The following is a 19,667-nucleotide window of genomic DNA, read 5'->3' on the forward strand; positions in this document are numbered from 1 at the left end:
CGCGCGCAAGACTGGTGGCATGTGCCGCAGTATCAAGACGCTGAGACCACCCGTGACGCCCGACGCCACCGAGGAGGACTACCGCGCGGCCGCGCTCCAGTACGTACGGAAGGTGTCCGGGTTCCGGGCCCCGGCCGCGCACAACCGCGAGGCGTTCGACCGGGCCGTGGACGCCGTGGCCGAGGCCACCGCGCGCCTGCTCGGCGAGCTGGAGGTGCGCGGTGCGTCCGCCCGTCCGGCCCGGGCCACCGCCTGAGGCCGGATGCCACGGGCACGTCGAACAGGGATCAGGAGGTCGGCGATGAGCCCCGTCACCCGTTATGCACTCACCTTCCCGGGCAACCCCGGCACCCAGGCCCCGCAGGACGTGGTCGTGGTCGAGCGCACCGCCGCGGTCGGGCCCGGCGGCCATCCGGTGTACGAGGACGCCAGCGGAATCGTCCGGGCCGAGATCAGCGACGCGGGGGAGGTCCGGATGCTCGCCACCGGCGGCCACCAGAACCCGCACATCCCCGTCCACGCCCAGCCGCTGCCCTGACCCGCTCGGCCCCTTCGCCCTGGGACCCTCGCCTCGGGCCCCGTCGCCCTTGGCCGCTCGCGTTGGGCCCGTCACGCCGGGTGGCCGGATCGTGCCACGACCCCTGCCCGCCCCCTGCCGCCCCGGTGCCGCGTCGGGCAGACTCCCGCCATGACCACAGCACGCTGGCAGGGCACGGTCGTCGCCGAGAGCGAGGACACCGTCGTCGTCGAGGGAAACCACTACTTTCCGGCCGACTCCGTCCGCCCGGAGTACCTGCGCCCGTCCGACACCACCACCGTCTGCGGCTGGAAGGGCACCGCCGAGTACTACTCGCTCGACGTCGACGGCCGCACCAACCCGGACGCGGCCTGGTTCTACGCCGCCCCCGAGCCCGCGGCGGAGCACATCCGCGGCCGGGTGGCGTTCTGGCGGGGAGTCGAGATCACCGACTGAGGGGTGCGGCGGCCGGACCTGCCGGGCCGGTCGGCCAGGGCGCCGCCGATACGCCGTAGGGACGAAGCCGTGGCCCTCCCGTCGCAGGACCGGGACACCCTCGGCGCGTACCGCCGCGCCGGGCCGGGTACGGCCACAGCATGGCAATCTTCAGGAAACCGGGGCGCTCCGGGCAGCCCGAGCCCACCGCGGACCGCGTCGCCGACGAGCTGGCCGGTCTGGTCGAGGAACTCGAACCGGGAGCTCCAGGCGCGCCCCCCGAGGGCGAGGCCGGGGAACTCGCCGAATACCGGGCGGGCGTCGAGCGCGGCCGTCGGCGCGGCGCCCAGCTGGTCTCCGACATCTCCCGCCGACTCGGCAGCGGCAGCCGGACGGCGGCCAAGGGCGCCGCGTTCGGCGGCCGCGCGCTGGCCGACCAACTGCTCCAGGCCGCGCCGCGCATCCCCGTCCGCGACCTCGCCACCCTGCGTGCGCAGCACCCCGGCGCCACCGACCCGGAGCAGCTCGCCGACCTGCTGGTCACCGGTGCGGGCCGGGCCTCCAGCGCGCTCGGCGCCGGTGTGGGCGCCGCCGCGATGCTCCCGGTACCGCCCGCGATGGCGGTGGAGATCGCCGCCGAGACGCTCGCCGTGGCGGCCGTCGAGGTCAAACTGATCGCCGAGCTGCACCAGGTCTACGGCCACCCCGCCCAGGGGACGGCCACCGAGAAGGCCACCGCCTACGTCACGGCCTGGGCCAACCGGCGCGGCATCGACGGCTCGCTGCTCGCCAAACCGGCCGGTCTGGCGGCGATGGCCCTCGGCAGCGAGGTCCGCCAGCAGGTCCGCCGCCGGCTCACCCGCAGTTCGCTGCGCCGGCTGCCCTCGCTGACCCCGCTGCTGGTCGGCGCGGGCATCGGGGCCACGGTCAATCTGCGGGACACCCGCAAGGTCGCGCGCGAGGTCCGCGCGGACCTGCGCGGGCGCCGCCCGGTCGACCCCGGGTACTGGGCGGCCGCCGCGCCGGCCCCGCGTCCGGAGAAGGAGGCGGGCAAGGGGCTCTCGAAGGGCCTCGGCAAGGGGCTGGTGAAGGGACTGGGCAAGAAGGGGCTCGGGAAGGGCACCGGGGCGGAGCCGGACGAGCGCCCGTGACACCGCACGCCCACGTCGTGGCCCGCCCGTGGCACGGAGCGGCCGGCCCCGCCCGGGGCCGGCCGCTCCGTGCCGAGGGTCGCTGCCGGGTCAGCCGGTCGGGGCCGCCGGGGCGCGGGAGCCCTTCCCGGTCTTGACGGCGTTCACCATCGCCTGGTGGACGGCCCGTGCGGTGGTCTCGTCGGCCGCCGGAACCGGGCTGCCGGCCACCGAGTACCAGTCCAGCGCGCCGGTGTACTGGACGGTGAGCCGCGCCTCGCCGTCCACCCAGGTGGTGTGCACGGTGAGGTCGCCCGAGATCGGGCCGACCTCGACGGTGGTCACCCCGCCCGGTCCGCTGATGATCGACTGGGTGGTCCAGGTGGCCCAGGAGGCCCGGGGGTCGACCGGCGGCTCCACCGGCCCCGCCGACCGCCCGGCCGCCGTGTCCTGCTGCTGTTCGGTCATGCGCCCATCCTCTCCGGCCGGTCCACCGCCGTACGGGCGGCGGTACCGGCGGTCGCGGAGGCCGCCCGCAGATCGGGCGGCCTCGTGGCAACGTCTCGGTTACTCGTCGGCGGCTCTTCGCAAACCTGTCGGTCCGGACGGATCAGCCGATCGCCCCCCGTTCATCCTCCGGCTCGCCCTCCGCCTGGGAGGTGTCCTGCGCGTGCAGGTTCTGCATCGAGGTGATGCCCTCCTCGGGGTCGGCCGCGCGGACGTCCTCGTCCTGGTCGACGCTCACCTCGGAGCGTGCGCTCATGTCGGTCATCGCGGGCTCCGTCTCCTCGGCCGGCCGGGGCGTCCGGGCCCGCCGCGCTACGCCGTGGTGGCGGGCGGCCGCCGGGCCGGTGCTCTGTTCCGCACCTCAAGCCTGCCTCCGCGCCCCGGCGAGGGCCAACCGGACCCGAGCGGCGGCCCGTCGCCGGTCACCGGCCGGGTCCGGTCGGGCCGACCTCGGTCACCATCCGGCGGGTCACCATCCGACCGGTCAGCACCCGACCGGTCACCACCGGACCGGCAGCGCGCCCAGCCCGTAGATCAGCGCCTCGGTGCGGAACTCCAGCTCCTCCTCCGGCACCGCGAGCCGCAACCCCGGCAGCCGCCGGAACAGCGTGGCCAGCGCGATCTGCAGTTCCGCCCGGGCCAGCGGCTGGCCCAGGCACTGGTGCACCCCGAAGCCGAAAGAGACGTGCCGGCGGGCCTCGCGGTCGAGGTCGACCTCGTCCACGCCCAGGTGGCCCTCGGTGCCGAAGAGCCCGTCGTCCCGGTTGGCGGTCGACAGCATCGCCATCACGCCGTCCCCCGCCCGGATCAGCGTGCCGCCGAGCTCGACGTCCTCCACCGCCAGCCGGGGGACACCGGTGTGCACGATGGTGAGCAGCCGCAGCAGCTCCTCCACCGCGCCGGGCACCGCTTCCGGATCGGCCAGCCGGGCCACCTGCTCCGGGTGGCGCAGCAGCAGGGCGGTGGAGAGCCCGATCATGTTGGCGGTGGTCTCGTGTCCGGCGACCAGCAGCAGCACCCCGGTCGAGGCGATCTCGCGCAGGGTGAGGTCCTCGCGGGTCACCAGCCGGCTGAGGATGTCGTCCCCGGGCTCGGTCCGCTTGCGTTCGGCGAGCCGGCCCAGGTAGTCCAGCAGCTCGTCCTGCGCCCGGGCCACGTCCCGGTCGTCGGCCTCGGTGGTAAGCAGCAGCCGGCTGTTCGCCTGGAACTCCTCGCGGTCCTCGTAGGGGACGCCCAGCAGCAGGCAGATGACGAGGGAGGGCACCGGCAGGGCGAAGTCGGTGACCAGGTCGGCGGGCCCGTCCGGGCCGCCCCGGGCGATCATCCGGTCCAGTGCCTCGTCCACGATCTGCTGGATGCCGGGGCGCATCTCCTCCACCCGCTTGACCAGGAAGTCCCCGGTGACCATGCGGCGCAGCCGGGCGTGCTCGGGGTCGTCGAGGCGGAGGAAGGAGGGGTTGGCGGCGACGAGTTCACGCCGCCCCTCGGTGAGGAAGGGGAACGCGGGCCGGCGGGCGTCGGCGCTGAACCGGCGGTCCGAGAGCACCGTGCGGACCTCCTGGTAGCCGGTCACCAGCCAGCAGGGGGAGCCGTCCGGGAGTTCCGCGCGGCTGACCGGGCCGGTGCTCGCGGCCTCGGTGTAGGCGGGCGGCGGCGCGAACGGGCAGGCCGTGTCGTGCCGGGCCGGGATCAGGGTGACGGGAGCGGTGGGTGTGCTCAAGGTGGTCTCCTCGCGTGACAGGTGGGCCTGTGGCAGGCGGTGGGAGACGGCGGGCGGGCCGCGCCCGACGGTGGCCGCCGGGGGCGTCCGTCGTCGGGCGCTCGTCGAGCGGTCGTCGAGCGGTTGTCGAGCGATCGCTAGGCGGCGGTGCCGGCCCCGTCGTCCTCGGTGACGGTGATCGCGCCGCCGGGGCACAGCTCGGCGGCGAGGCGCACATCGGCGAACCGTGGCGCGGGTACGGCGCTCAGGAGGACTCGCACCAGGCCGTCCTGGTCGTCCTGTTCGAAGATCTCCGGCACGGTCATGACGCACTGGCCGGAGCTGCAGCAGCGGTCCCGTTCGACGTTCACGTGCATCGCGGACATCCCTCCCTGGTGTGGCACCGGATCCTCCGGGCCGTGCCGCCCCCGCTGTCGTCGTCAAACTAACCCCGACTCCCGTCGCACACGAAGAGAGCGTGGCCGCCTCGCGCAGAATGGCCGATTTGCCTCTGCTCGTGAACGAGTGTGAGGAAGAAGAAGTTTGATCGTGCGTCAGACGGGTTGTACCGGTCCGGTGTCCCCTGCGGCGTCCCCGTCGACGGATCCCTCGGCGACCGCTCCGGGAGGCCCTCCCGCGGCCGCGATCCCCTCTGCCGCCGCGATCTCCCGGACGGTCGCGACGGTGTCGGCCTCGGCCGCGCTCTTGTCGGGCCGGTAGCGCACCACCCGGGCGAACCGCAGCGCCAGCCCGGCCGGATAGCGCGGGCTGCGCTGGACCCCGTCGAAGGCGATCTCCACGACCAGCTCCGGCCGCACCCGCACCGTCCAGGCGTCCCGCTCGACCTCGCGGGCGAGCAGGGCCTCGGTCTGCCGGGCGAGGGTCTCGTCGGTCAGGCCCTTGAAGGTCTTGCCGAGCATCACCCACGGGCCGAGGCCCGGCTCGCCGCCGGCCCGCGCCCCCAGGTGCAGATTGCTGAGGAAGCCCTGCCGCCGGCCGCTGCCCCACTCGGCGGCCAGCACCACCAGGTCCAGGGTGTGCCGGGGCTTGACCTTGATCCAGCCCGCGCCGCGCCGGCCGGCCCGGTAGCCCGCCGCCGGGTCCTTCACCAGGACCCCTTCGTGGCCGCGCGCCAGGGTGGCGCGGAAGAACGCGAGGGCCTCCTCCCGGTCGCCGGTCTCGGTGCGGGCCACCCGCAGTCCGGCCGGGACGGCCCCGGCCAGCGCGGCCCAGCGCTCCCGGGCGGGCCTGTCCACGAGGTCCTCGCCGTCCCGGTGCAGCAGGTCGAAGAAGTGCGGGCTGAGCGGGACCTCGGCGCGCAGCCGCTCCGGGTCCCGGCGGGCCGCGGTGCGGGCGGCGGTCTCCTGGAAGGGGCGCGGGCGGCCGTCCGGGCCGAGGGCGATCGCCTCGCCGTCCAGGACCGCCGACCGCACCGGGAGCGCCAGCGCGGCCTCCACCACCTCGGGCACCCGGGCGGTGATGTCGTCCAGGGACCTGGTGAAGACCCCGACGTCCCCGCCGTCCCGGTGCACCTGGACCCGGATCCCGTCCAGCTTCCACTCCAGCGCCGCCGGTCCGGGGAGGTGCTCCAGCGCCGCGCCGACGTCCGGCGCCGAGGCCGCCAGCATCGGCCGCACCGGTCGTCCCACCTCCAGTCGGAAGGCGGCCAGCGCGGGTTCCCCGCCGGTCAGCGCGGCCTCGGCGACAGCCCGCGCCGAACCGCGGAACATCAGCGCCCGCCGCACCGTCGCCGCCGTCACCCCGGCGGCCCGGGCGACGGCGTCGGCGACCACCGCGTCCAGGGCCCCCTGGCGGAGGTCGCCGACCAGGACGGCGCGCAGGAAGGACTGCTCGACCTCGGTGGCGCGCTCGAACAGCCCGGCCAGCAGCCGGTGCCGCTCGGCCCGGGCGCCCGTCCCGTGCACGGCCGCGATGGCCTCCAGGACCCGCTCCGTCTCGCGGACCCCCAGCACCGGGTCGGCGGCGGGCGGCGGCAGCTCGCGCAGGGCGGCCGGGCCGAGGCCGGTGCGCAGCCGCTGCGACTCGCCCGAGAGCAGGGCGACGGCCGAGGGCGCCTCGTCGGGGCCCAGCTCGCGCAGGCAGTCGGCCAGCAGTTCGGTCTTGGCCCGGCGGCCGGGCTCGGCGGCCACGGCGTGCGAGGTGAGGGCCAGGCGGCGGAGCAGCATCGGGGGCCTCCTCGGCGGGCGCGGCGGGAACGGGGGAACGGCGTGCGGGCGGGCGTCCAGGATCGGTGATGCGGGCCGACCGCGCGCGGCGGGGAGGCCGGGCCGGGGATCCGGGGCGACTGCCACTCCGAAGCGGAGCGGACCCGCACTCGTACTTGGCCGTGCTGTCGATCGGCGCGGATCCGACGGAACGTCATGCTGTCCGGCATCCGCCTGTGCACGCACGGAACCGGCCGCGCGCCGGACCGCCAACGAGGAGCGCCCCATGCCGCCGAGCAGCACCACGCCGACCAGCACCACGCCGATCAGCACCACGCCGACCGCCGAGCACCCGACCGCCGAGCACCGGACCGCCGGGGGTTGGACCGTGGACGCGCCCACGGGCGCGGACTTCGCCGCCTGGCGGGAGCTGTTCCGGGGCTACTGCGACTTCTACGGGGTGCCCATGCCGGAGGAGAAGGCCGAGCTGGTCTGGTCCTGGCTCACCGACCCGGCGCACGAGCTGGACGGCCTGCTGGTGCGCGACACCGACGGCACCCCGGTCGGGCTGGCGCACTACCGGCCGTTCGTCCGTCCGCTGCACGGAGCGGTGGCCGGCTTCCTCGACGACCTGTTCGTGGCCCCGGCCGCGCGCGGCACCGGAGCGGTCGACCTCCTCCTCGCCCGGCTGCGCGCGATCGCCGCCGAGCGCGGCTGGAACACCGTCCGCTGGATCACCGCCGACGACAACCACCGGGCCCGCAGCAAGTACGACCAGGTCGCCACCCGGACCATGTTCGTCACCTACGACATGCCTCCGGCCGGCTCCTGACCGTCCCGGTGGCCCGCGCCTACCGCCCCGGCGCCGGACGCGCCTGCGGGGGTGGACACGCTCTCGGGGGCGGAATCGACCGGTTCCGCCCCCGATCGGCGTTCCGGAGGCCCGGCCGTGGATGCGGCATCATGGCCAACCGCCGCCCCGCCGGTTCGTTCGGAAATCAGTTCGCACTTTTCCGTTATCCGCCCACCGCTCCGTGGTCTCCCAGGTGTCGGCACTCGTCCGACCGATCCGACGGACCAGAACACAGGAAGCGTGCGCAGGTGAACAGCGAAGACCGCACCACCATCCTCCCCGCGACCGGGCGCCCCGCGGGCGCCGAGGGGCGCTCCGCGCGGCGTGCCGCCGAACGGCGGCGCGGCCACGGCCGGCGCCGCCGCCGGGGCGGGACGGTACCGATGATGGCCGTGGCCGCGGCCGTCGCCGGTACGAGCGTGATCGCCGCCCTGACCGGCGCCGGGTACGCGGTGTTCCGGGGCGAGGAGGGCAGCGACAACGGCTCGCAGGCGGTGGCGTACGAGCCGCTGGTCGCCGCCGAGGCCGGGGACGTGAACGGCATCCAGGTGCCCGGCGCGGGCGCGCCGGTCCAGGACCCGGCCCCGACCGACCAGGCCCGCGCGGCCACGGCCACCCCTCCCCCCAGCACCGCCCCGGCGACGCCCTCCGCCTCGGCCACTACCCCGGGGCACACCGCCTCCACGGCCCCGGCCACCGCGTCCGGCACGCCGCGCACCCCGACCGCGGGCCCGAGCACCGGTACCACCCCCGGCGGCACGGCCGGTGCTCCCGACCCGGGGAAGCCGACCGCGGCCCCCAGCACCGCCCCCACGACGGCCCCGAGCACGGCCAAGCCCTCGCCGACCGCCCCGCGTCCGACCGCCACCACCGCGCCGGGCGGTTCGTCGAACAGCTCCTTCGCCCAGCAGGTGGCGGACCTGGTCAACGTCCAGCGCTCGCAGGCCGGCTGCGGGCCGCTCACGGTGGACCCCAAGCTCACCACCGCCGCCCAGGTCCACAGCGACGACATGGCCGATCGCAGCTTCTTCGACCACGCCAGCCCCGAGGGCTACCACGCGGACCACCGCATCGAGGCGGCCGGCTACCGCTGGAGCAGCTGGGGCGAGAACATCGCGCGCGGGCAGAAGGACCCGGCGGCGGTGATGGAGTCGTGGATGAACAGCCCCGGCCACCGCGCCAACATCCTCAACTGCTCCTTCAAGCAGATCGGCGTCGGCGTCCGGACCGGTTCGGGCGGGCCCTGGTGGACCCAGGTCTTCGCCTCGCCGTCCTGAGGACCCGCCGCACCGCCCCGAGGAACCACCGTTCGGGCCCGCACGGGCCCGGCCGGTGGCCTCGCCGTCGGCCGATTTTCCGAATCCGCGCAAATTGTTGTTATCTGAGCACTCCCCAGCGGTCTCCGAGGAGGCAGTGGCGGACGGACGACAGCCGGACGGAGTGCGGACCCATGAACGTTGACGTGCAGAGCAGGGCCGGGACGACCCTCGTGCGCGCGGCCCAGGCGGGCGACCCGCAGGCGCGCGAGGCGCTGGTCGCGGCCTGGTTCCCGTTGGTCTACAACGTCGCCGGCCGGGCGTTGAACGGCCACGCCGACGTGGACGACATCGCGCAGGAGACCATGATCCGGGCCCTCGACGGCCTGGAGGGGCTGCGCGACCCGGGGGCGTTCCGGTCCTGGCTGGTCGCGATCACCATGAACCAGGTCCGCAGCCGGTCGACCGGCCAGCAGCAGGCGGCCGTCGGCGGTCTGGACGAGAGCTGGGAGCTGGCCGACCCGCGCGCGGACTTCACCGACCTGACCATCCTCCGGCTCGGTCTCTCCGGCCAGCGCCGGGAGGTCGCCGAGGCCACCCGCTGGCTGGACCCGGACGACAAGGAACTGCTCGCCCTCTGGTGGCTGGAGGCCTCCGGCGAACTCACCCGCGCCGAACTCGCCGAGGCACTCGACCTGACGCCGCAGCACACCGCCGTCCGCGTCCAGCGGATGAAGAAGCAGCTGGAGGCCGGCCGGGTGGTGGTCCGGGCGCTCACCGCCTACCCCCGCTGCCCGGAGCTCGCCGAGGTGATGACGGGGTGGGACGGCACGCCCAACTCGGTCTGGCGCAAGCGCATAGCCCGGCACATCCGCGGCTGCCAGGCCTGCGACGGCCTGGGGCGCGACCTGTTCCCGGCGGAGGGGCTGCTGGCCGGGCTGGCGCTGGTGCCGGTACCGATGGACGCGCCGAGCGGGCTCGCCTTCCAGGCCGCCGGAGCCACGGCCGGAACGCCGGGCGCCGGATCCGGCGCGGTCCCGGGTGACGGCGGCGCGGCTGGTGGGTCCACCGGGGCCGGTACCGGCGGTACTCCGCCCACCGGTGCCGGTACTCCGCCCACCGACGGTGCCGGCGGACCGGGCGGTTGGACGGACCTGGCCCGTCGCAAGAGCGTGCTGGCGGGCGGGACGGCGGTGGTGCTCGCGGCGGCGACGCTCGCGATGGTCTGGCCCCAGTCCACGCAGCCGACCGCGCCCGCGCCGGAACCGACCACCCCGGCCAGTGCCCCGGACGCCCCGGTGCCGCCGGTCGAGACAGCCGTCACGCCGACGCCGGAGACCACGCCGCCCGCTCCGGTCACGGTCGCCCCGGTCGAGGTGCCGCCCGTGCCGAGCGTCCCGGCGGCGGTCACCCCGACCGCGACCCCGGCCGCCGCCCGGCCGACCACGACCCCGCCGAGCCTGGAGCGACAGCTGGTCGACCTGGTCAACGCGGAGCGGGGCCGGCGCGGCTGCGGCCCGCTGCGGATCGACCCCAAACTGCACGCGGCCGCCCAGAAGCACTCCGAGGACATGGTCGCCCGGAACTTCTTCGACCACCTCGCCCCCGACGGCACCCGGGCGGACGCCCGGCTCAACGCGGCCGGCTACCGCTGGTCGCAGTGGGGCGAGAACCTCGACCGCGGCCCGAGCGCCCCGGCGGTGGTCTTCTCCCGCTGGATGGACGGCGGCATCCACCAGTCCAACATGCTGGACTGCGCGTTCAAGGACGTCGGCATCGGTGTGACCACCGGCCCGGCCGGGCTCTACTGGACCCAGGACCTGGGCGCCCCGCTCGGCTGACGGGCGGCGCACCGCCCGCCCGGCGGACCGGGCCCAGCAGTGGATCGGGCCTACCGGCGGGCGGGTGTACCGACGCTGCGCCCGGGTGGGCGGCCGAACCGTGCCGGGTGCTCCGTCAGGACGGGAGGCCGACCAGCCCGGGGGCCTCGCCCGTGACATGGCCGGTCGCCTGGCCGACCACACCGCCGGCGTCGCCGACCTGCCCCGGCAGCATGTCCGGGGCCGAGGCGAGGGGCCCGCCCTGGAGCGGCCCGGTCAGATCACCCTGGCCGCCGAGGGCGGCGGCATGGGCGGCGGGAGCGGTCAGGGAGGCCACGACGCCGACGGCGAGCGAGGCGACGGCCAGCATGCTGCGCTTCTTCATGCCCCGTCCAACGAGGCTCCGCCACCCGGGTTACGGGAGACCGTCAGCCCGTCGAGGTGATCGGGCTGTTCGTCGCCGTCCCGAACAGGCGCACCGAGGCGGTGAGCCGGTACACCGTGCTCAGGGTCTCCTGCGACGGGCGCCGCAGGCAGGCCGACAGCTCCACGACCTCCGGCTGCCCGTTCGGGATGACCACCTGCTGCGCGACGAGCTGCCGGGTGCCGCCGTGGGTCGCGCAGTCCTTGTCGACCTCGGCGTCCCGGAGCAGCACCGACCGGCTCGCGGCCTCGGTGGCCAGCTTCTCGTCCCGGACCACCCGGACCGAGACGATCGCCGAGTTGTCGAGCAGCCCCCCCGCGGCGAGACACACGGGCGGCTGCGCGCCGTTGCGGATCTGGCAGCCGGGCTCCCGGGCCAGTGGCTGGGAGGCGATGTAACCGACGGACTCCGGCCGTCCGGCCGTGGCGAGGAGGGTGAGGTCGAACCAGGTGTTCGGCAGATCAAGGATCACCCCGTCCAGCGGGGTGAACCGGGTCGGCCGGAGCGGACCGGCGGCGTCGCCCGTCGGGTCCTCGGTCGCCCCGCCGTCGGCCCCCACGCTCGGGGAGTCGGCCGGCGAGGGGCTCCTCGGGGCGCTCGAACCCGGGCCGGGGGAGGCGCTCGCCGAGGCCTCGGGGGAGCCGGCGGGCGCACCGGTCGGCGCACCGGCGGGCGGGATCGCGCCGAGGGCCGGTCCCGAGGCGGCGGGGCCGAGCACGGTGCCCGTCGGGCCGGGCGCGAGCGCCGGTGCGGCGGCCAGCACGGCCGCGGTCAGGCCGACCGCGAGTCCGGCCGCGAGAGCCGCCCGCCGTCGGCGCCGCCGGGCCAGGGCGGCCCGCGCCAGCACCCGTTCCATCCGGTCCGCGGGCGCCGACAAGTGGGGCGCGGCCAGCTGGAGCAGCACCCGCAGCTCGTCCGCCACCTCGTGGTCGTCGGCCACCGCCCGGTCCAGGGCCGTCTCGCGGTCGAGGGCCGCCTCGCGTTCCCACGCGGCGAAGTCATGCTCCGTCACGACGACCCCCGTCCAGCAGCAGCTCCCTGGCCGGAAGCTTGCCGCGCAGCGCCTGCAGGGCGCGGTGCGTCTGGCTCTTGACGGTGCCCGTGGTGCAGCCCAGCGCCTCGGCGGTGTCCTCCACGCTGAGGTCCTCGAAGAACCTCAGCACCACCACGGCCCGCTGCCGGGCCGGGAGCGCCCGCACCGCGGCGGCGACCACCTGGCCGGTCACCACCGAGTCGAACGGGTCGGCGACCGTCGGCGGCTCCGGCAGCCGGTCGTGCGGCAGCTCGCCCTGCCAGCGGCGGCGCCACCAGGAGACGTGCGAGTTCACCAGCACCCGGCGGACGTACGCCTCGGGCCGATCGATCGAGACCTGCTCCCAGCGCGGCCAGACCTTGGCCAGAGCCGTCTGGAGCAGGTCCTCGGCCAGGTACGGGTCGCCGGTCAGCAGCCATGCCATCCGGAGCAGCCGAGGGCTGCGCGCGGCGACGAACTCCTCGAAGTCCGGTCTCGCTTCGCTCATCCCGACGCCCCCGCCATGCCGCTCCCGCCACCGTATCCGTCATCCGCGCCGCCAGGTCGGTGGCGGCGGTCCCGCCGGTCGGCCGTGGCCGCCGGGTCCTCGCTCTCGTTCTCACGGCTGCTGAACGCGCTGGGGTCGGCGCCGGGTTGCCTGTCCGACCGGGCTATTTTCGCGGGTGGCCAGGTCGACGCCCACGGCGGGGTCGGCCGGGGCGGCGCGCGACGGCCGTACCGGCCCGGCACAGGGGTGGGCACGGGGCGGCAGAAGGCGGCACATGGCGGCGGCCCGGGGCGGGCGCGAACGCTGGACGGCCCGCGAGCCGGCCGGGACTCGGCCGGGCGGCGAGCGGGCCGTGGTCACCACGATCCGCTCGTCACCGGTCGCCGCCAAGGGCGCGCGAAGGGCGCCCGGGCGCACCGGCCGGGCGCGCCCGGGCGAGTCCCGGCTCCGGCCCTGCGCCGGTCCGCCCTCCGACCGTCCCCGGCCTGTTTCTCAGCCTGCTTCCCGCCCGTCCCGGCCCGTCGGCGCGGCCGGCCGCCGTCAGAGCGTCCCCGAGCCCTTCGGCACACCTCCCGTCCGCCGTGCCGCACCCGGATCGACCGGATCCACCGTCCAGTCGGGGTGCCCCGGCATGGGCGGGGTCCGCTCGCCGTAGAGCCAGTCGCGCAGGAAGCCGCCGAGCGACTGCCCGGAGACCTCGTCCGCCGTGCGCAGGAAGTCCGCGGTGGTGGCGGTGCTGCTCCGGTGCCGCCGCAGGAAGACCTGCTCGATCCGGTCGAACACCTCGGGCCCGACCCGCTCCCGCAGCGCGAACAGCACCAGCGCGCCGCCGGTGTACCGCTGGCTGTCGAACAGCGTCGCGGCGGTCGGCGCGGCCACCGGACCGGAGTCGTGGCGCCACTGGTCGCCCTGGGCGTAGACGCTCCGCATCCGGTCGGCGAGGGTGGTGAAGCCGCCGGAGTCCGGCCAGCCGCGCTCGTAGCGGTACATCAGACCGTAGAAGTCGGCATGGCCCTCGTTCAGCCAGAGATCGGCCCAGGTGCCCGGGGTGACGCTGTTCCCGAACCACGAGTGGACCAGCTCGTGCATCATGTGCGAGCCGATCTGCCGCTCCGGCTGGCGCAGGAAGTTCGGCTTGTAGAGCGTGAGCGTCTGCGTCTCCAGCCCGGTGAAGTCGAACGCCGCCGGGTCGTCGGTGTCGGCGGGCAGCAGCCCGTACGTCTCGAACGGGAATGGTCCGAGGTGCTGCTCGGCCCAGCCCAGCTGGCCGGGGGTCAGGGCGAGGGCGGGCTCCAGGTCGGCCGCCCGCGCGGTGGGCACGACGTCGCGCAGCGGCAGCCCGTCGGGGCCCTGGCGTTCACGGACCGTGTAGCGGCCCACCGAGGCCTGGAGCAGCTCGGTCGCCATCGGCTCGCGCGACCGGTAGCGCCGGGTGGTGGTGCCGTCGGGGTGCGGCTCGGTGGCGGTCGGCAGACCGTTGGCCACCCCGTACAGCTCGTCCGGCGCGGTGACGGCGACGGTGAAGCGGGCCTTGTCGCCCGGCCGGTCGTTGCACGGGAACACGGTGTGCGCGCCGTCCGGCTGGCCGGCCACCGCGAAGCCGTCCGGCGTCACCACCCAGCCCGTGTGCGGCAGCGCGGCCCGCGGGTCGGCGGTGTACTCGACCTCGACCCGCAGTGCGGCCCCGGCCCGGACCGGCCGCGCCGGGACCACGGTCAGCTTCTCGTCGTGCGTCCGGAAGCCGGCCGGGCGCCCGTCGACCCGGACGGCGTGCACGTCCAGGCCGAGCGCGTCCAGCTCCAGGCTCGGCAGCGCGGTGCGGGCACGGGCGGTCATCGCCATGGTGGCGTCGACCGTCCTGGTCGCGGGGCGGTAGGTGAACGCGAGGTCGTAGGAGTGGGCGTCGTAGGCGGTGGTGCCGAGCGCGGGGAAGACCGGGTCCCCCGTCCCCGGCGGACCCGCGCCCGGGCTGTCCGCGGCCGCCGGGGCCAGACCGAGCGGTACCGCCGCGAGCGCGAGCGCGGCGGCGAGGACGGAACGGTGCCAGGACAAGGTGATCACCTCTCTCGTGTCGGACGGTCCCGCGCGCCGGCCCGGGCGGGCCCGTTCCGGTGAGCGATCTTCCGGGCACGGACCGTAGCAGAGCCCTCCGACAATCCCCGCCCCCCACCGCTCCGACCTGCGCGGACCGCCCCGGACCCGTCGGCCCCGGACCTGGCGACACGCGGCCGTCCCTCGGACGGCCCACCATGGTGGCCGAGCGGCTGCGCGGTGTCTTACCTTCGAAGAGCCCCACCCCCTGACGGGCGGGGCCACGGCCGTCGGAGAACCTGGCCAGGTCCGGCGGCCGTACTCATGCCCGCGTGCGGAGCCGACGCCCCCCGCATCCGCTCCGCACGCGCGCACCCCTTCCCCGCCGCGCACCCCTTCCCGCCGCGCGTACCGCGCCTCCGGGCCCCGCAGGCCACCTCGTAGGCTGGGCAGCCGCGCCGGCCGCCCGCAGCCCCCGCCGGCGCACCGGACCGGCAGGAGCAGCCCCGTGACCAGCCCGCACTTCGTGGTGATCGGCGAGTGCGTCGCCGACGTCGTCCGCACCGACGGCGCTCCCGACGTCGTCCACCCCGGCGGCAGCCCGGCCAATGTCGCCTACGGGCTGGCCCGGCTGGGCGAGCCCGTCGCGCTGCTCACCCAGCTCGCCGACGACCCGTACGGCCGACTGATCCGCGGGCACCTGGAGTCCGTCGGCGTCGCCCTGCTGTCCGGATCCGGGGCGGAATCACCGGCGGGGGCGGCGGACATCCCGCGCACCCCGTCGGCGGTCGTGCGGCTGGACGAGCGGGGGCGGGCGCAGTACACCTTCGACATCGGCTGGACCCTCCCGCCGGTCGAACTGCCCTTCCCGCCGGGGCACCTGCACATCGGATCGATCGCCGCCGTCACCGGACCGGGAGCGGCGGCCGTGCTCGCCCTGGTCGAACGGTGGCGCGGCCGGGCCGGCGTGAGCTACGACCCCAACGTGCGGCCCGCGCTGATGGGCGAGCACGGCGAGGCCGTCCGCCGGGTGGAGCGCTGCGCGGCGCTCGCCGACCTGGTCAAGGCCAGTGACGAGGACCTCGCCTGGCTCTACCCTGGCCGGGACCCGGAGGAGGTGGCCCGGCACTGGCTCGGCCTCGGCCCGGCCACCGTCGCGGTCACCCGCGGGCCGGCCGGAGCCTTCGCACTCACCGCCGACGGCCGCCGCGCCGAGGCACCCGCCCGCACGGTCACGGTCGCCGACACGGTGGGCGCGGGCGACGCCTTCACCGCCGCCCTCCTGCACGCCCGCCGCGCCGGCGCGGGCCTCGACACCGCCCTCGCCCGCGCCACGGCCGCCGCCACCCTGACGGTCACTCGCCCTGGGGCGACGCCGCCGGACGCGGCCGAGCTGGCGTCGGTCCTCGGCTGAGACCGCCGCCCGGGCGGGGCCGTGAGCGGAGGAATTCACCGGGGCCCGGGTGTTCGCCGGTGCTATGTTCCGGTCGCGGATCGAACGGCGGGTGCGGGAGTTGGGGGAGCGTTGCTGGAATCGCTGATCACGACCGCGGCCGGAGCGGCCTCGGCGACCGTGGGCGTGCTGGTGGGCGGACTGGTGACCCGACGGGGCCAGGACCGTCAGTGGTCGCGGGACCAACAACTGCTCGCCTACCAGGAACTCCTGAGCCACTACGCCAGGTTCACGATGGTGCTCAAGCGCGCCCACGCCGACCGGAGCGGCTGGGACTACGACTGGGCCGAGTGGAGCGCCGTGCTGACGCGGGTCGGCCTGGTCGCCCCGGTGGAGGTCGCGCGCGAGGTCGACCACTTCGGCCGGGCGGTCGACCGTTTCCTGGACCGCGTCGCCCGTGAGGTCGACACGGTCAGGGCGCCGCTCGGCGAGGAGGAGTTCCTGGCGGCCGGTGCGGAGGTGGCCCGGGCGCAGACGCGACTGGTCAACGCGATGCGGCGGTCACTCGGCGGTGGCCGGAAGGCGTTGACCTTCTGGATCGGAGGATCGCACGCCTGGCAGGCGGATCGTGGAGCGCTCTGATCGCGGAGCTTTCTGCTCCCGGACCGCCGTGCTCGCGGACCGCCGTGCTCCCGGACCGCCGTGATCCCGGACCGGCTCAGCCGGGGGTGCCGTCGACCGCGCCCAACGGGCGGGTCAGCTGGGTCCCAGAGTCGAAGCTGCGGGCGGCCGTGAAGGTGCCGGTGAGGTCCGGGTGGCGACCGAGGGTGGCGTGGGCGAGGGACACCTCCTCCGGGGTGAGGCGGCGGGTGAGACCCAGGTGCGGGGACCAGCGGCCGGGAACGTAGTAGGGGGACGGTTCCTCGGCGCCGTCCAGGAGCTCCCAGACGCGCCGGTGGAGCTGCACCAGTTCGACCGTGGGGACGATCGCCCAGCTGAGCACCCGGCGCCGGCTGCGGGCCGCGAAGGACAGCAGACCGGTCAGCCGGACGGTCAGCGGCAGGGTTTCGGCGAGGAGTTCGTCGAGCCGCTCGGCGGCGCCGGCGGGCATGCGGGCGCAGGTGGCCAGGGTGAGATGCGGGCGGTGGCCCGGGTGGGGGTTGTCGGCGAGGCTGTCCACGCCCGCGTCCGCGAGCCGCTGCCAGACGGTGCGCACGGCGCGGTCGAACGGCGGGTCGCAGAGCAGCTCAACCGTCTGCACGGGCCCCTCCCGGCCGCTGCTCCGGAACGAGGTCCTTGCCGTACCAGACCTCGGCGTACGGGCTGTTGCCGTAGGCGGGGATCTCGCGGTAGCCGTGCCGGGCGTAGAGCGCGCGGGCCTCGACCAGGTCGAGCCGGGTGTCCAGGACGATCCGCCGGGCGCCGAGGGACCGTGCCGCCTCCTCGACGGCGGCGAGCAGCCGGGTGCCGCCGCCGGTGCCGCGTCGGGAGGGCCGGACGTACACCCGGGTCAGCTCGACGGTCGTGGCGTCGAGCACCCGCAGGCCGGCGCAGGAGTCGGCCTCGCCCGCGTACCGGCCGAGCAGGAAGACCCCGGTGGGCGGGGCGAGGTGGTCGCTGGGGGTGTCGGCGAGGCCGGTCTCGATCTCCTCGGCCGTGCCGTCCCGGTCGAAGTGGAGCCGGTAGTAGCGGTTGGCGACGTCGATGAAGTACTCGCGCAGCAGTGCCAGGGACTCGGCGGATCCGACCTCGGCGGGCGCGACCGCCCAGGCGTCCCCGGTGGCGCGGTGCTGCTGCGTGCTCGTCGTCATGGGCGCATTATCGGGCGCCGTCCGTGCCCGGCGCCAACCCTTTTCGATCATCGGCGGGACCGTAGCCGCAGGTCGGGGCTGCGGTCCGGGGTGGGCCGGCCGGGTGACGGGTGGATTGGGTGCCCGGCGTGGCGGGGGAGCAGTGTGGTTATGGAAAGACCATCAGATAATCGCATTAATGGGGGTTTGGCTGGGCCCCGGCGCGGGCGGGGACGGGGCGGGCTGGTCGCGGCGGTGTGCCTGGTGGCCGCGGTCGCGGGGTGCGGCGGCTCGGCCGGGGGCGGCGCGGTGCCGTCGACGGCGCGGGCCGGGGCGAGTGCGGCGACCGACCGGGGCGGGCCCCGGCCCCCGGCCGTTCCGGCTGCCGCGGCGGCTGCGGCGGCCGTGGCGGCCCCTGCCGTTCCCGCGGTCCTCCCGGGGCCGGCCAGGGCGGAGGAGGAGACCAGCAGCGAGGCGGTGGCCCGTCGGGCCGAGGCCGCCCGCACGGCGCTGGAGACCGCCCGGCGCTGGGGCCTGGCCCGGCTGCCGCTGCCGGCCCCGCAGCCCCCGGCGGCCCGGCCCGAGCTGCGCGCCGTGCAGGGCGTCAAGCTCGCGGACGGGCTGCCGCCGGTGGTCTACCGGGTGCCCACCGAGCAGCCGATCGTTTTCCTGACGGTGGACGACGGCGCCGAGAAGGACCCGGAGTTCAGTCGGATGGCGGCCGAGCTCGGCATTCCGCTGTCCACCTTCGTCGCCGACTACCTGGCCCGCTCCGACTACGGCTACTTCCGCCGGCTGTCCGAGCAGGGCGACGCGGTGAACAACCACACCATCAACCACCGCAACCTCAAGGTCCTCGACTACGCGACCCAGCGCGACGAGATCTGCCGCCAGCAGGACCAGTTGGAGGGGCAGATCGGCAGCCGCCCCCGGCTCTTCCGGCCGCCCTACGGCGAGTACAACGAGGACACCCTGCGGGCCGCCGGCTCCTGCGGCATCGAGGCGGTGCCGCTGTGGAACGAGGAGGCGTTCCCGGACCGGATGGAGTACCGCTACGAGGACCAGCGGCTCCACCCGGGCGACATCATCCTGACCCACTTCCGCGGCACCGACCTGTGGCCGGGGACCATGCCCGACCTGCTGCGCAAGGTGGTCGACGAGGTCACCGCGCAGGGCTTCGCCCTGGCCCGGCTGGACGACTACCTGTAGCCGGGCGCACGGCTGCACGGGCGCACAGCTGCCCGGGCGCACGGCTGCACGGGCGGGCGGTCCTCCGGGGCCGCCCGCCCGCACATCCGTGCCCACCCGCACCTCCGCGCCCGACACGACGAGTGCCGCGCGGAGCGGCCCGGCTCAGTCGAGCGAGAGCGCGTCCAGGTACACCCAGGCGCCCTCGTGCCGGACGAACCGGCTGTGCTCGGTGAGGACGCCCTCCTCCCGCCCCTCCGCGTAGTGGGCGCGGAAGGCCACCGTGCCCTCGGCGTGGAACGCCCCGCCCTCGCCGGTGGAGAGCACCTCCAGCCGCACCCAGCGCAGCCCCGGGTCGAAGTCCACGCTCTCCGGCCTGGTGTCCGGGTGCCAGGTGCGCAGCAGATAGGCCTCGTCGCGGGCGGCGAAGGCGCTGTAGCGCGAGCGCATCAGCGCCTCGGCGGTGGCGGCGGCGACCTGGCCCCGGTGCAGTCGGCCGCAGCACTCGGCGTAGCTGCCGGGCAGGCCGCAGGGGCAGGGGGAGGAGGGGAGCAGGCGCGGCGCGGGCGTGCTGGCACGGGGCGCGGAACGACGTCGGGACATGCGCTCCATTCTGGCCCCTCCCCGCCGGGCGCGGAGCCCGGACGCCGGGAAGCGGGGGACCGGCGCCCGGCCTGGGGCCGGGACGTGACCGTGGTCCCGGGCGTCCGGGACCACGGGTGGCGGAGGGTGGGGGAGCCCGGTGTGCACCGGGTGGCCGAGTTGTCCGTCGAGTCCCCGGAGTCCCCCGTGAATGCACACCGTTTGCACACAGATCTGCGCCCGGTCCGCCCGTATCCGCCGCCTCCGGGGGGTGCTGTCCGGGCATGCCGGGCGGGTGTGCCGCGGTGGGGCGCCGGGGCCGTACTATCGGCCAGATCTTGACTGGCCTCGGACAAG

Annotated in this window: 22 protein-coding genes; 10 read left to right on the forward strand and 12 right to left on the reverse strand. The window is 75.9% G+C overall.

Annotated features, from left to right (window positions below; all coding sequences use genetic code 11):
* Positions 1-19 precede the first annotated feature (19 nt).
* The 4 genes from ADK60_RS07555 to ADK60_RS07570 all read left to right on the forward strand — a co-directional run bounded on the left by ADK60_RS07555 (position 20) and on the right by ADK60_RS07570 (position 2,103).
* Positions 20-256, forward strand: coding sequence for a DUF2277 domain-containing protein (locus ADK60_RS07555; protein ID WP_053644281.1), 237 nt, complete (start codon positions 20-22; stop codon positions 254-256).
* Between the two features lie 45 nt (positions 257-301).
* The gene (locus tag ADK60_RS07560) at positions 302-538 is read left to right on the forward strand and encodes a DUF6296 family protein (protein WP_053644283.1); all 237 of its coding nucleotides are present in this window, start codon (positions 302-304) and stop codon (positions 536-538) included.
* A 114-nt stretch (positions 539-652) separates the two neighbouring features.
* On the forward strand, positions 653-973 hold the full coding sequence (locus ADK60_RS07565; protein WP_502687403.1) for a DUF427 domain-containing protein: 321 nt from the start codon (positions 653-655) through the stop codon (positions 971-973).
* 140 nt (positions 974-1,113) lie between these two features.
* Positions 1,114-2,103, forward strand: a complete 990-nt coding sequence (locus tag ADK60_RS07570; RefSeq protein ID WP_053644285.1) for a hypothetical protein — start codon at positions 1,114-1,116, stop codon at positions 2,101-2,103.
* Positions 2,104-2,193: 90 nt separating this feature from the next.
* Here ADK60_RS07570 and ADK60_RS07575 read toward each other — a convergent pair whose 3' ends face one another.
* The 5 genes from ADK60_RS07575 to ADK60_RS07590 form a co-directional block, all read right to left on the reverse strand.
* A complete protein-coding gene (locus tag ADK60_RS07575; RefSeq protein WP_234370980.1) occupies positions 2,194-2,550 on the reverse strand; it encodes a hypothetical protein in 357 nt (118 codons plus the stop codon).
* 142 nt (positions 2,551-2,692) lie between these two features.
* Positions 2,693-2,854, reverse strand: coding sequence for a hypothetical protein (locus ADK60_RS44595; RefSeq protein ID WP_159394335.1), 162 nt, complete (start codon positions 2,852-2,854; stop codon positions 2,693-2,695).
* A 234-nt stretch (positions 2,855-3,088) separates the two neighbouring features.
* Positions 3,089-4,309 carry a cytochrome P450 gene (locus tag ADK60_RS07580; RefSeq protein WP_107094537.1) on the reverse strand — a complete coding sequence of 407 codons (1,221 nt, stop codon included), beginning with the start codon at positions 4,307-4,309 and terminating at the stop codon, positions 3,089-3,091.
* Positions 4,310-4,446: 137 nt separating this feature from the next.
* Positions 4,447-4,674 (reverse strand): ferredoxin, encoded by a 228-nt coding sequence (locus tag ADK60_RS07585; protein WP_051742458.1) that lies wholly within the window; start codon positions 4,672-4,674, stop codon positions 4,447-4,449.
* Positions 4,675-4,842: 168 nt separating this feature from the next.
* Positions 4,843-6,474 (reverse strand): ATP-dependent DNA ligase, encoded by a 1,632-nt coding sequence (locus tag ADK60_RS07590; protein ID WP_063783080.1) that lies wholly within the window; start codon positions 6,472-6,474, stop codon positions 4,843-4,845.
* 265 nt (positions 6,475-6,739) lie between these two features.
* Between ADK60_RS07590 and ADK60_RS07595 the strand changes: the two genes are divergently transcribed.
* The 3 genes from ADK60_RS07595 (at position 6,740) to ADK60_RS07605 (ending at position 10,403) form a co-directional block, all read left to right on the forward strand.
* Positions 6,740-7,285 (forward strand): GNAT family N-acetyltransferase, encoded by a 546-nt coding sequence (locus ADK60_RS07595; RefSeq protein ID WP_079008141.1) that lies wholly within the window; start codon positions 6,740-6,742, stop codon positions 7,283-7,285.
* Between the two features lie 269 nt (positions 7,286-7,554).
* The gene (locus tag ADK60_RS43115; protein ID WP_053644288.1) at positions 7,555-8,583 is read left to right on the forward strand and encodes a CAP domain-containing protein; all 1,029 of its coding nucleotides are present in this window, start codon (positions 7,555-7,557) and stop codon (positions 8,581-8,583) included.
* Between the two features lie 173 nt (positions 8,584-8,756).
* Positions 8,757-10,403, forward strand: a complete 1,647-nt coding sequence (locus ADK60_RS07605; RefSeq protein ID WP_063783081.1) for a sigma-70 family RNA polymerase sigma factor — start codon at positions 8,757-8,759, stop codon at positions 10,401-10,403.
* 115 nt (positions 10,404-10,518) lie between these two features.
* On the opposite strand, the gene ADK60_RS07610 is transcribed toward ADK60_RS07605, so the two are convergent.
* From ADK60_RS07610 to ADK60_RS07625, 4 genes are all read right to left on the reverse strand, one after another.
* The gene (locus ADK60_RS07610) at positions 10,519-10,767 is read right to left on the reverse strand and encodes a hypothetical protein (protein WP_045941883.1); all 249 of its coding nucleotides are present in this window, start codon (positions 10,765-10,767) and stop codon (positions 10,519-10,521) included.
* 43 nt (positions 10,768-10,810) lie between these two features.
* Positions 10,811-11,818 (reverse strand): hypothetical protein, encoded by a 1,008-nt coding sequence (locus ADK60_RS07615; RefSeq protein WP_053644289.1) that lies wholly within the window; start codon positions 11,816-11,818, stop codon positions 10,811-10,813.
* The gene (locus ADK60_RS07620; RefSeq protein ID WP_045941885.1) at positions 11,805-12,326 is read right to left on the reverse strand and encodes a SigE family RNA polymerase sigma factor; all 522 of its coding nucleotides are present in this window, start codon (positions 12,324-12,326) and stop codon (positions 11,805-11,807) included. The genes ADK60_RS07615 and ADK60_RS07620 overlap by 14 nt, the downstream gene beginning before the upstream one ends.
* Before the next feature lie 540 nt (positions 12,327-12,866).
* The gene (locus tag ADK60_RS07625; RefSeq protein ID WP_234370981.1) at positions 12,867-14,378 is read right to left on the reverse strand and encodes a M1 family metallopeptidase; all 1,512 of its coding nucleotides are present in this window, start codon (positions 14,376-14,378) and stop codon (positions 12,867-12,869) included.
* A 487-nt stretch (positions 14,379-14,865) separates the two neighbouring features.
* Here ADK60_RS07625 and ADK60_RS07630 point away from each other — a divergent pair, with 487 nt between their 5' ends.
* Positions 14,866-15,771 (forward strand): carbohydrate kinase family protein, encoded by a 906-nt coding sequence (locus ADK60_RS07630; protein ID WP_053644293.1) that lies wholly within the window; start codon positions 14,866-14,868, stop codon positions 15,769-15,771.
* Between the two features lie 111 nt (positions 15,772-15,882).
* Positions 15,883-16,392, forward strand: coding sequence for a hypothetical protein (locus tag ADK60_RS07635; RefSeq protein WP_053644295.1), 510 nt, complete (start codon positions 15,883-15,885; stop codon positions 16,390-16,392).
* A gap of 76 nt (positions 16,393-16,468) precedes the next feature.
* On the opposite strand, the gene ADK60_RS07640 is transcribed toward ADK60_RS07635, so the two are convergent.
* Positions 16,469-17,011, reverse strand: coding sequence for a 2'-5' RNA ligase family protein (locus tag ADK60_RS07640; RefSeq protein WP_053644297.1), 543 nt, complete (start codon positions 17,009-17,011; stop codon positions 16,469-16,471).
* The gene (locus ADK60_RS07645; RefSeq protein WP_053644299.1) at positions 16,998-17,561 is read right to left on the reverse strand and encodes a GNAT family N-acetyltransferase; all 564 of its coding nucleotides are present in this window, start codon (positions 17,559-17,561) and stop codon (positions 16,998-17,000) included. The genes ADK60_RS07640 and ADK60_RS07645 overlap by 14 nt, the downstream gene beginning before the upstream one ends.
* Before the next feature lie 243 nt (positions 17,562-17,804).
* Between ADK60_RS07645 and ADK60_RS07650 the strand changes: the two genes are divergently transcribed.
* On the forward strand, positions 17,805-18,749 hold the full coding sequence (locus ADK60_RS07650; protein ID WP_502687402.1) for a polysaccharide deacetylase family protein: 945 nt from the start codon (positions 17,805-17,807) through the stop codon (positions 18,747-18,749).
* A 144-nt stretch (positions 18,750-18,893) separates the two neighbouring features.
* Here the strand turns inward: ADK60_RS07650 and ADK60_RS07655 are convergent, their stop codons facing one another.
* Positions 18,894-19,331, reverse strand: a complete 438-nt coding sequence (locus ADK60_RS07655) for a YchJ family protein (RefSeq protein WP_053644376.1) — start codon at positions 19,329-19,331, stop codon at positions 18,894-18,896.
* Positions 19,332-19,667 lie beyond the last annotated feature (336 nt).

It is taken from the genome of Streptomyces sp. XY431, from assembly GCF_001279805.1.
Classification (GTDB): domain Bacteria; phylum Actinomycetota; class Actinomycetes; order Streptomycetales; family Streptomycetaceae; genus Kitasatospora; species Kitasatospora purpeofusca.

Coding starts and splice junctions, on each gene's coding strand:
- ADK60_RS07555 (WP_053644281.1), top strand. CDS start 20: ATGTGCCGCAGTATCAAGACGCTGAGACCACCCGTGACGCCCGACGCC.
- ADK60_RS07560 (WP_053644283.1), top strand. CDS start 302: ATGAGCCCCGTCACCCGTTATGCACTCACCTTCCCGGGCAACCCCGGC.
- ADK60_RS07570 (WP_053644285.1), top strand. CDS start 1,114: ATGGCAATCTTCAGGAAACCGGGGCGCTCCGGGCAGCCCGAGCCCACC.
- ADK60_RS07575 (WP_234370980.1), bottom strand. CDS start 2,550: ATGACCGAACAGCAGCAGGACACGGCGGCCGGGCGGTCGGCGGGGCCG.
- ADK60_RS44595 (WP_159394335.1), bottom strand. CDS start 2,854: ATGACCGACATGAGCGCACGCTCCGAGGTGAGCGTCGACCAGGACGAG.
- ADK60_RS07585 (WP_051742458.1), bottom strand. CDS start 4,674: ATGTCCGCGATGCACGTGAACGTCGAACGGGACCGCTGCTGCAGCTCC.
- ADK60_RS07590 (WP_063783080.1), bottom strand. CDS start 6,474: ATGCTGCTCCGCCGCCTGGCCCTCACCTCGCACGCCGTGGCCGCCGAG.
- ADK60_RS07595 (WP_079008141.1), top strand. CDS start 6,740: ATGCCGCCGAGCAGCACCACGCCGACCAGCACCACGCCGATCAGCACC.
- ADK60_RS07605 (WP_063783081.1), top strand. CDS start 8,757: ATGAACGTTGACGTGCAGAGCAGGGCCGGGACGACCCTCGTGCGCGCG.
- ADK60_RS07610 (WP_045941883.1), bottom strand. CDS start 10,767: ATGAAGAAGCGCAGCATGCTGGCCGTCGCCTCGCTCGCCGTCGGCGTC.
- ADK60_RS07620 (WP_045941885.1), bottom strand. CDS start 12,326: ATGAGCGAAGCGAGACCGGACTTCGAGGAGTTCGTCGCCGCGCGCAGC.
- ADK60_RS07645 (WP_053644299.1), bottom strand. CDS start 17,561: ATGACGACGAGCACGCAGCAGCACCGCGCCACCGGGGACGCCTGGGCG.
- ADK60_RS07655 (WP_053644376.1), bottom strand. CDS start 19,331: ATGTCCCGACGTCGTTCCGCGCCCCGTGCCAGCACGCCCGCGCCGCGC.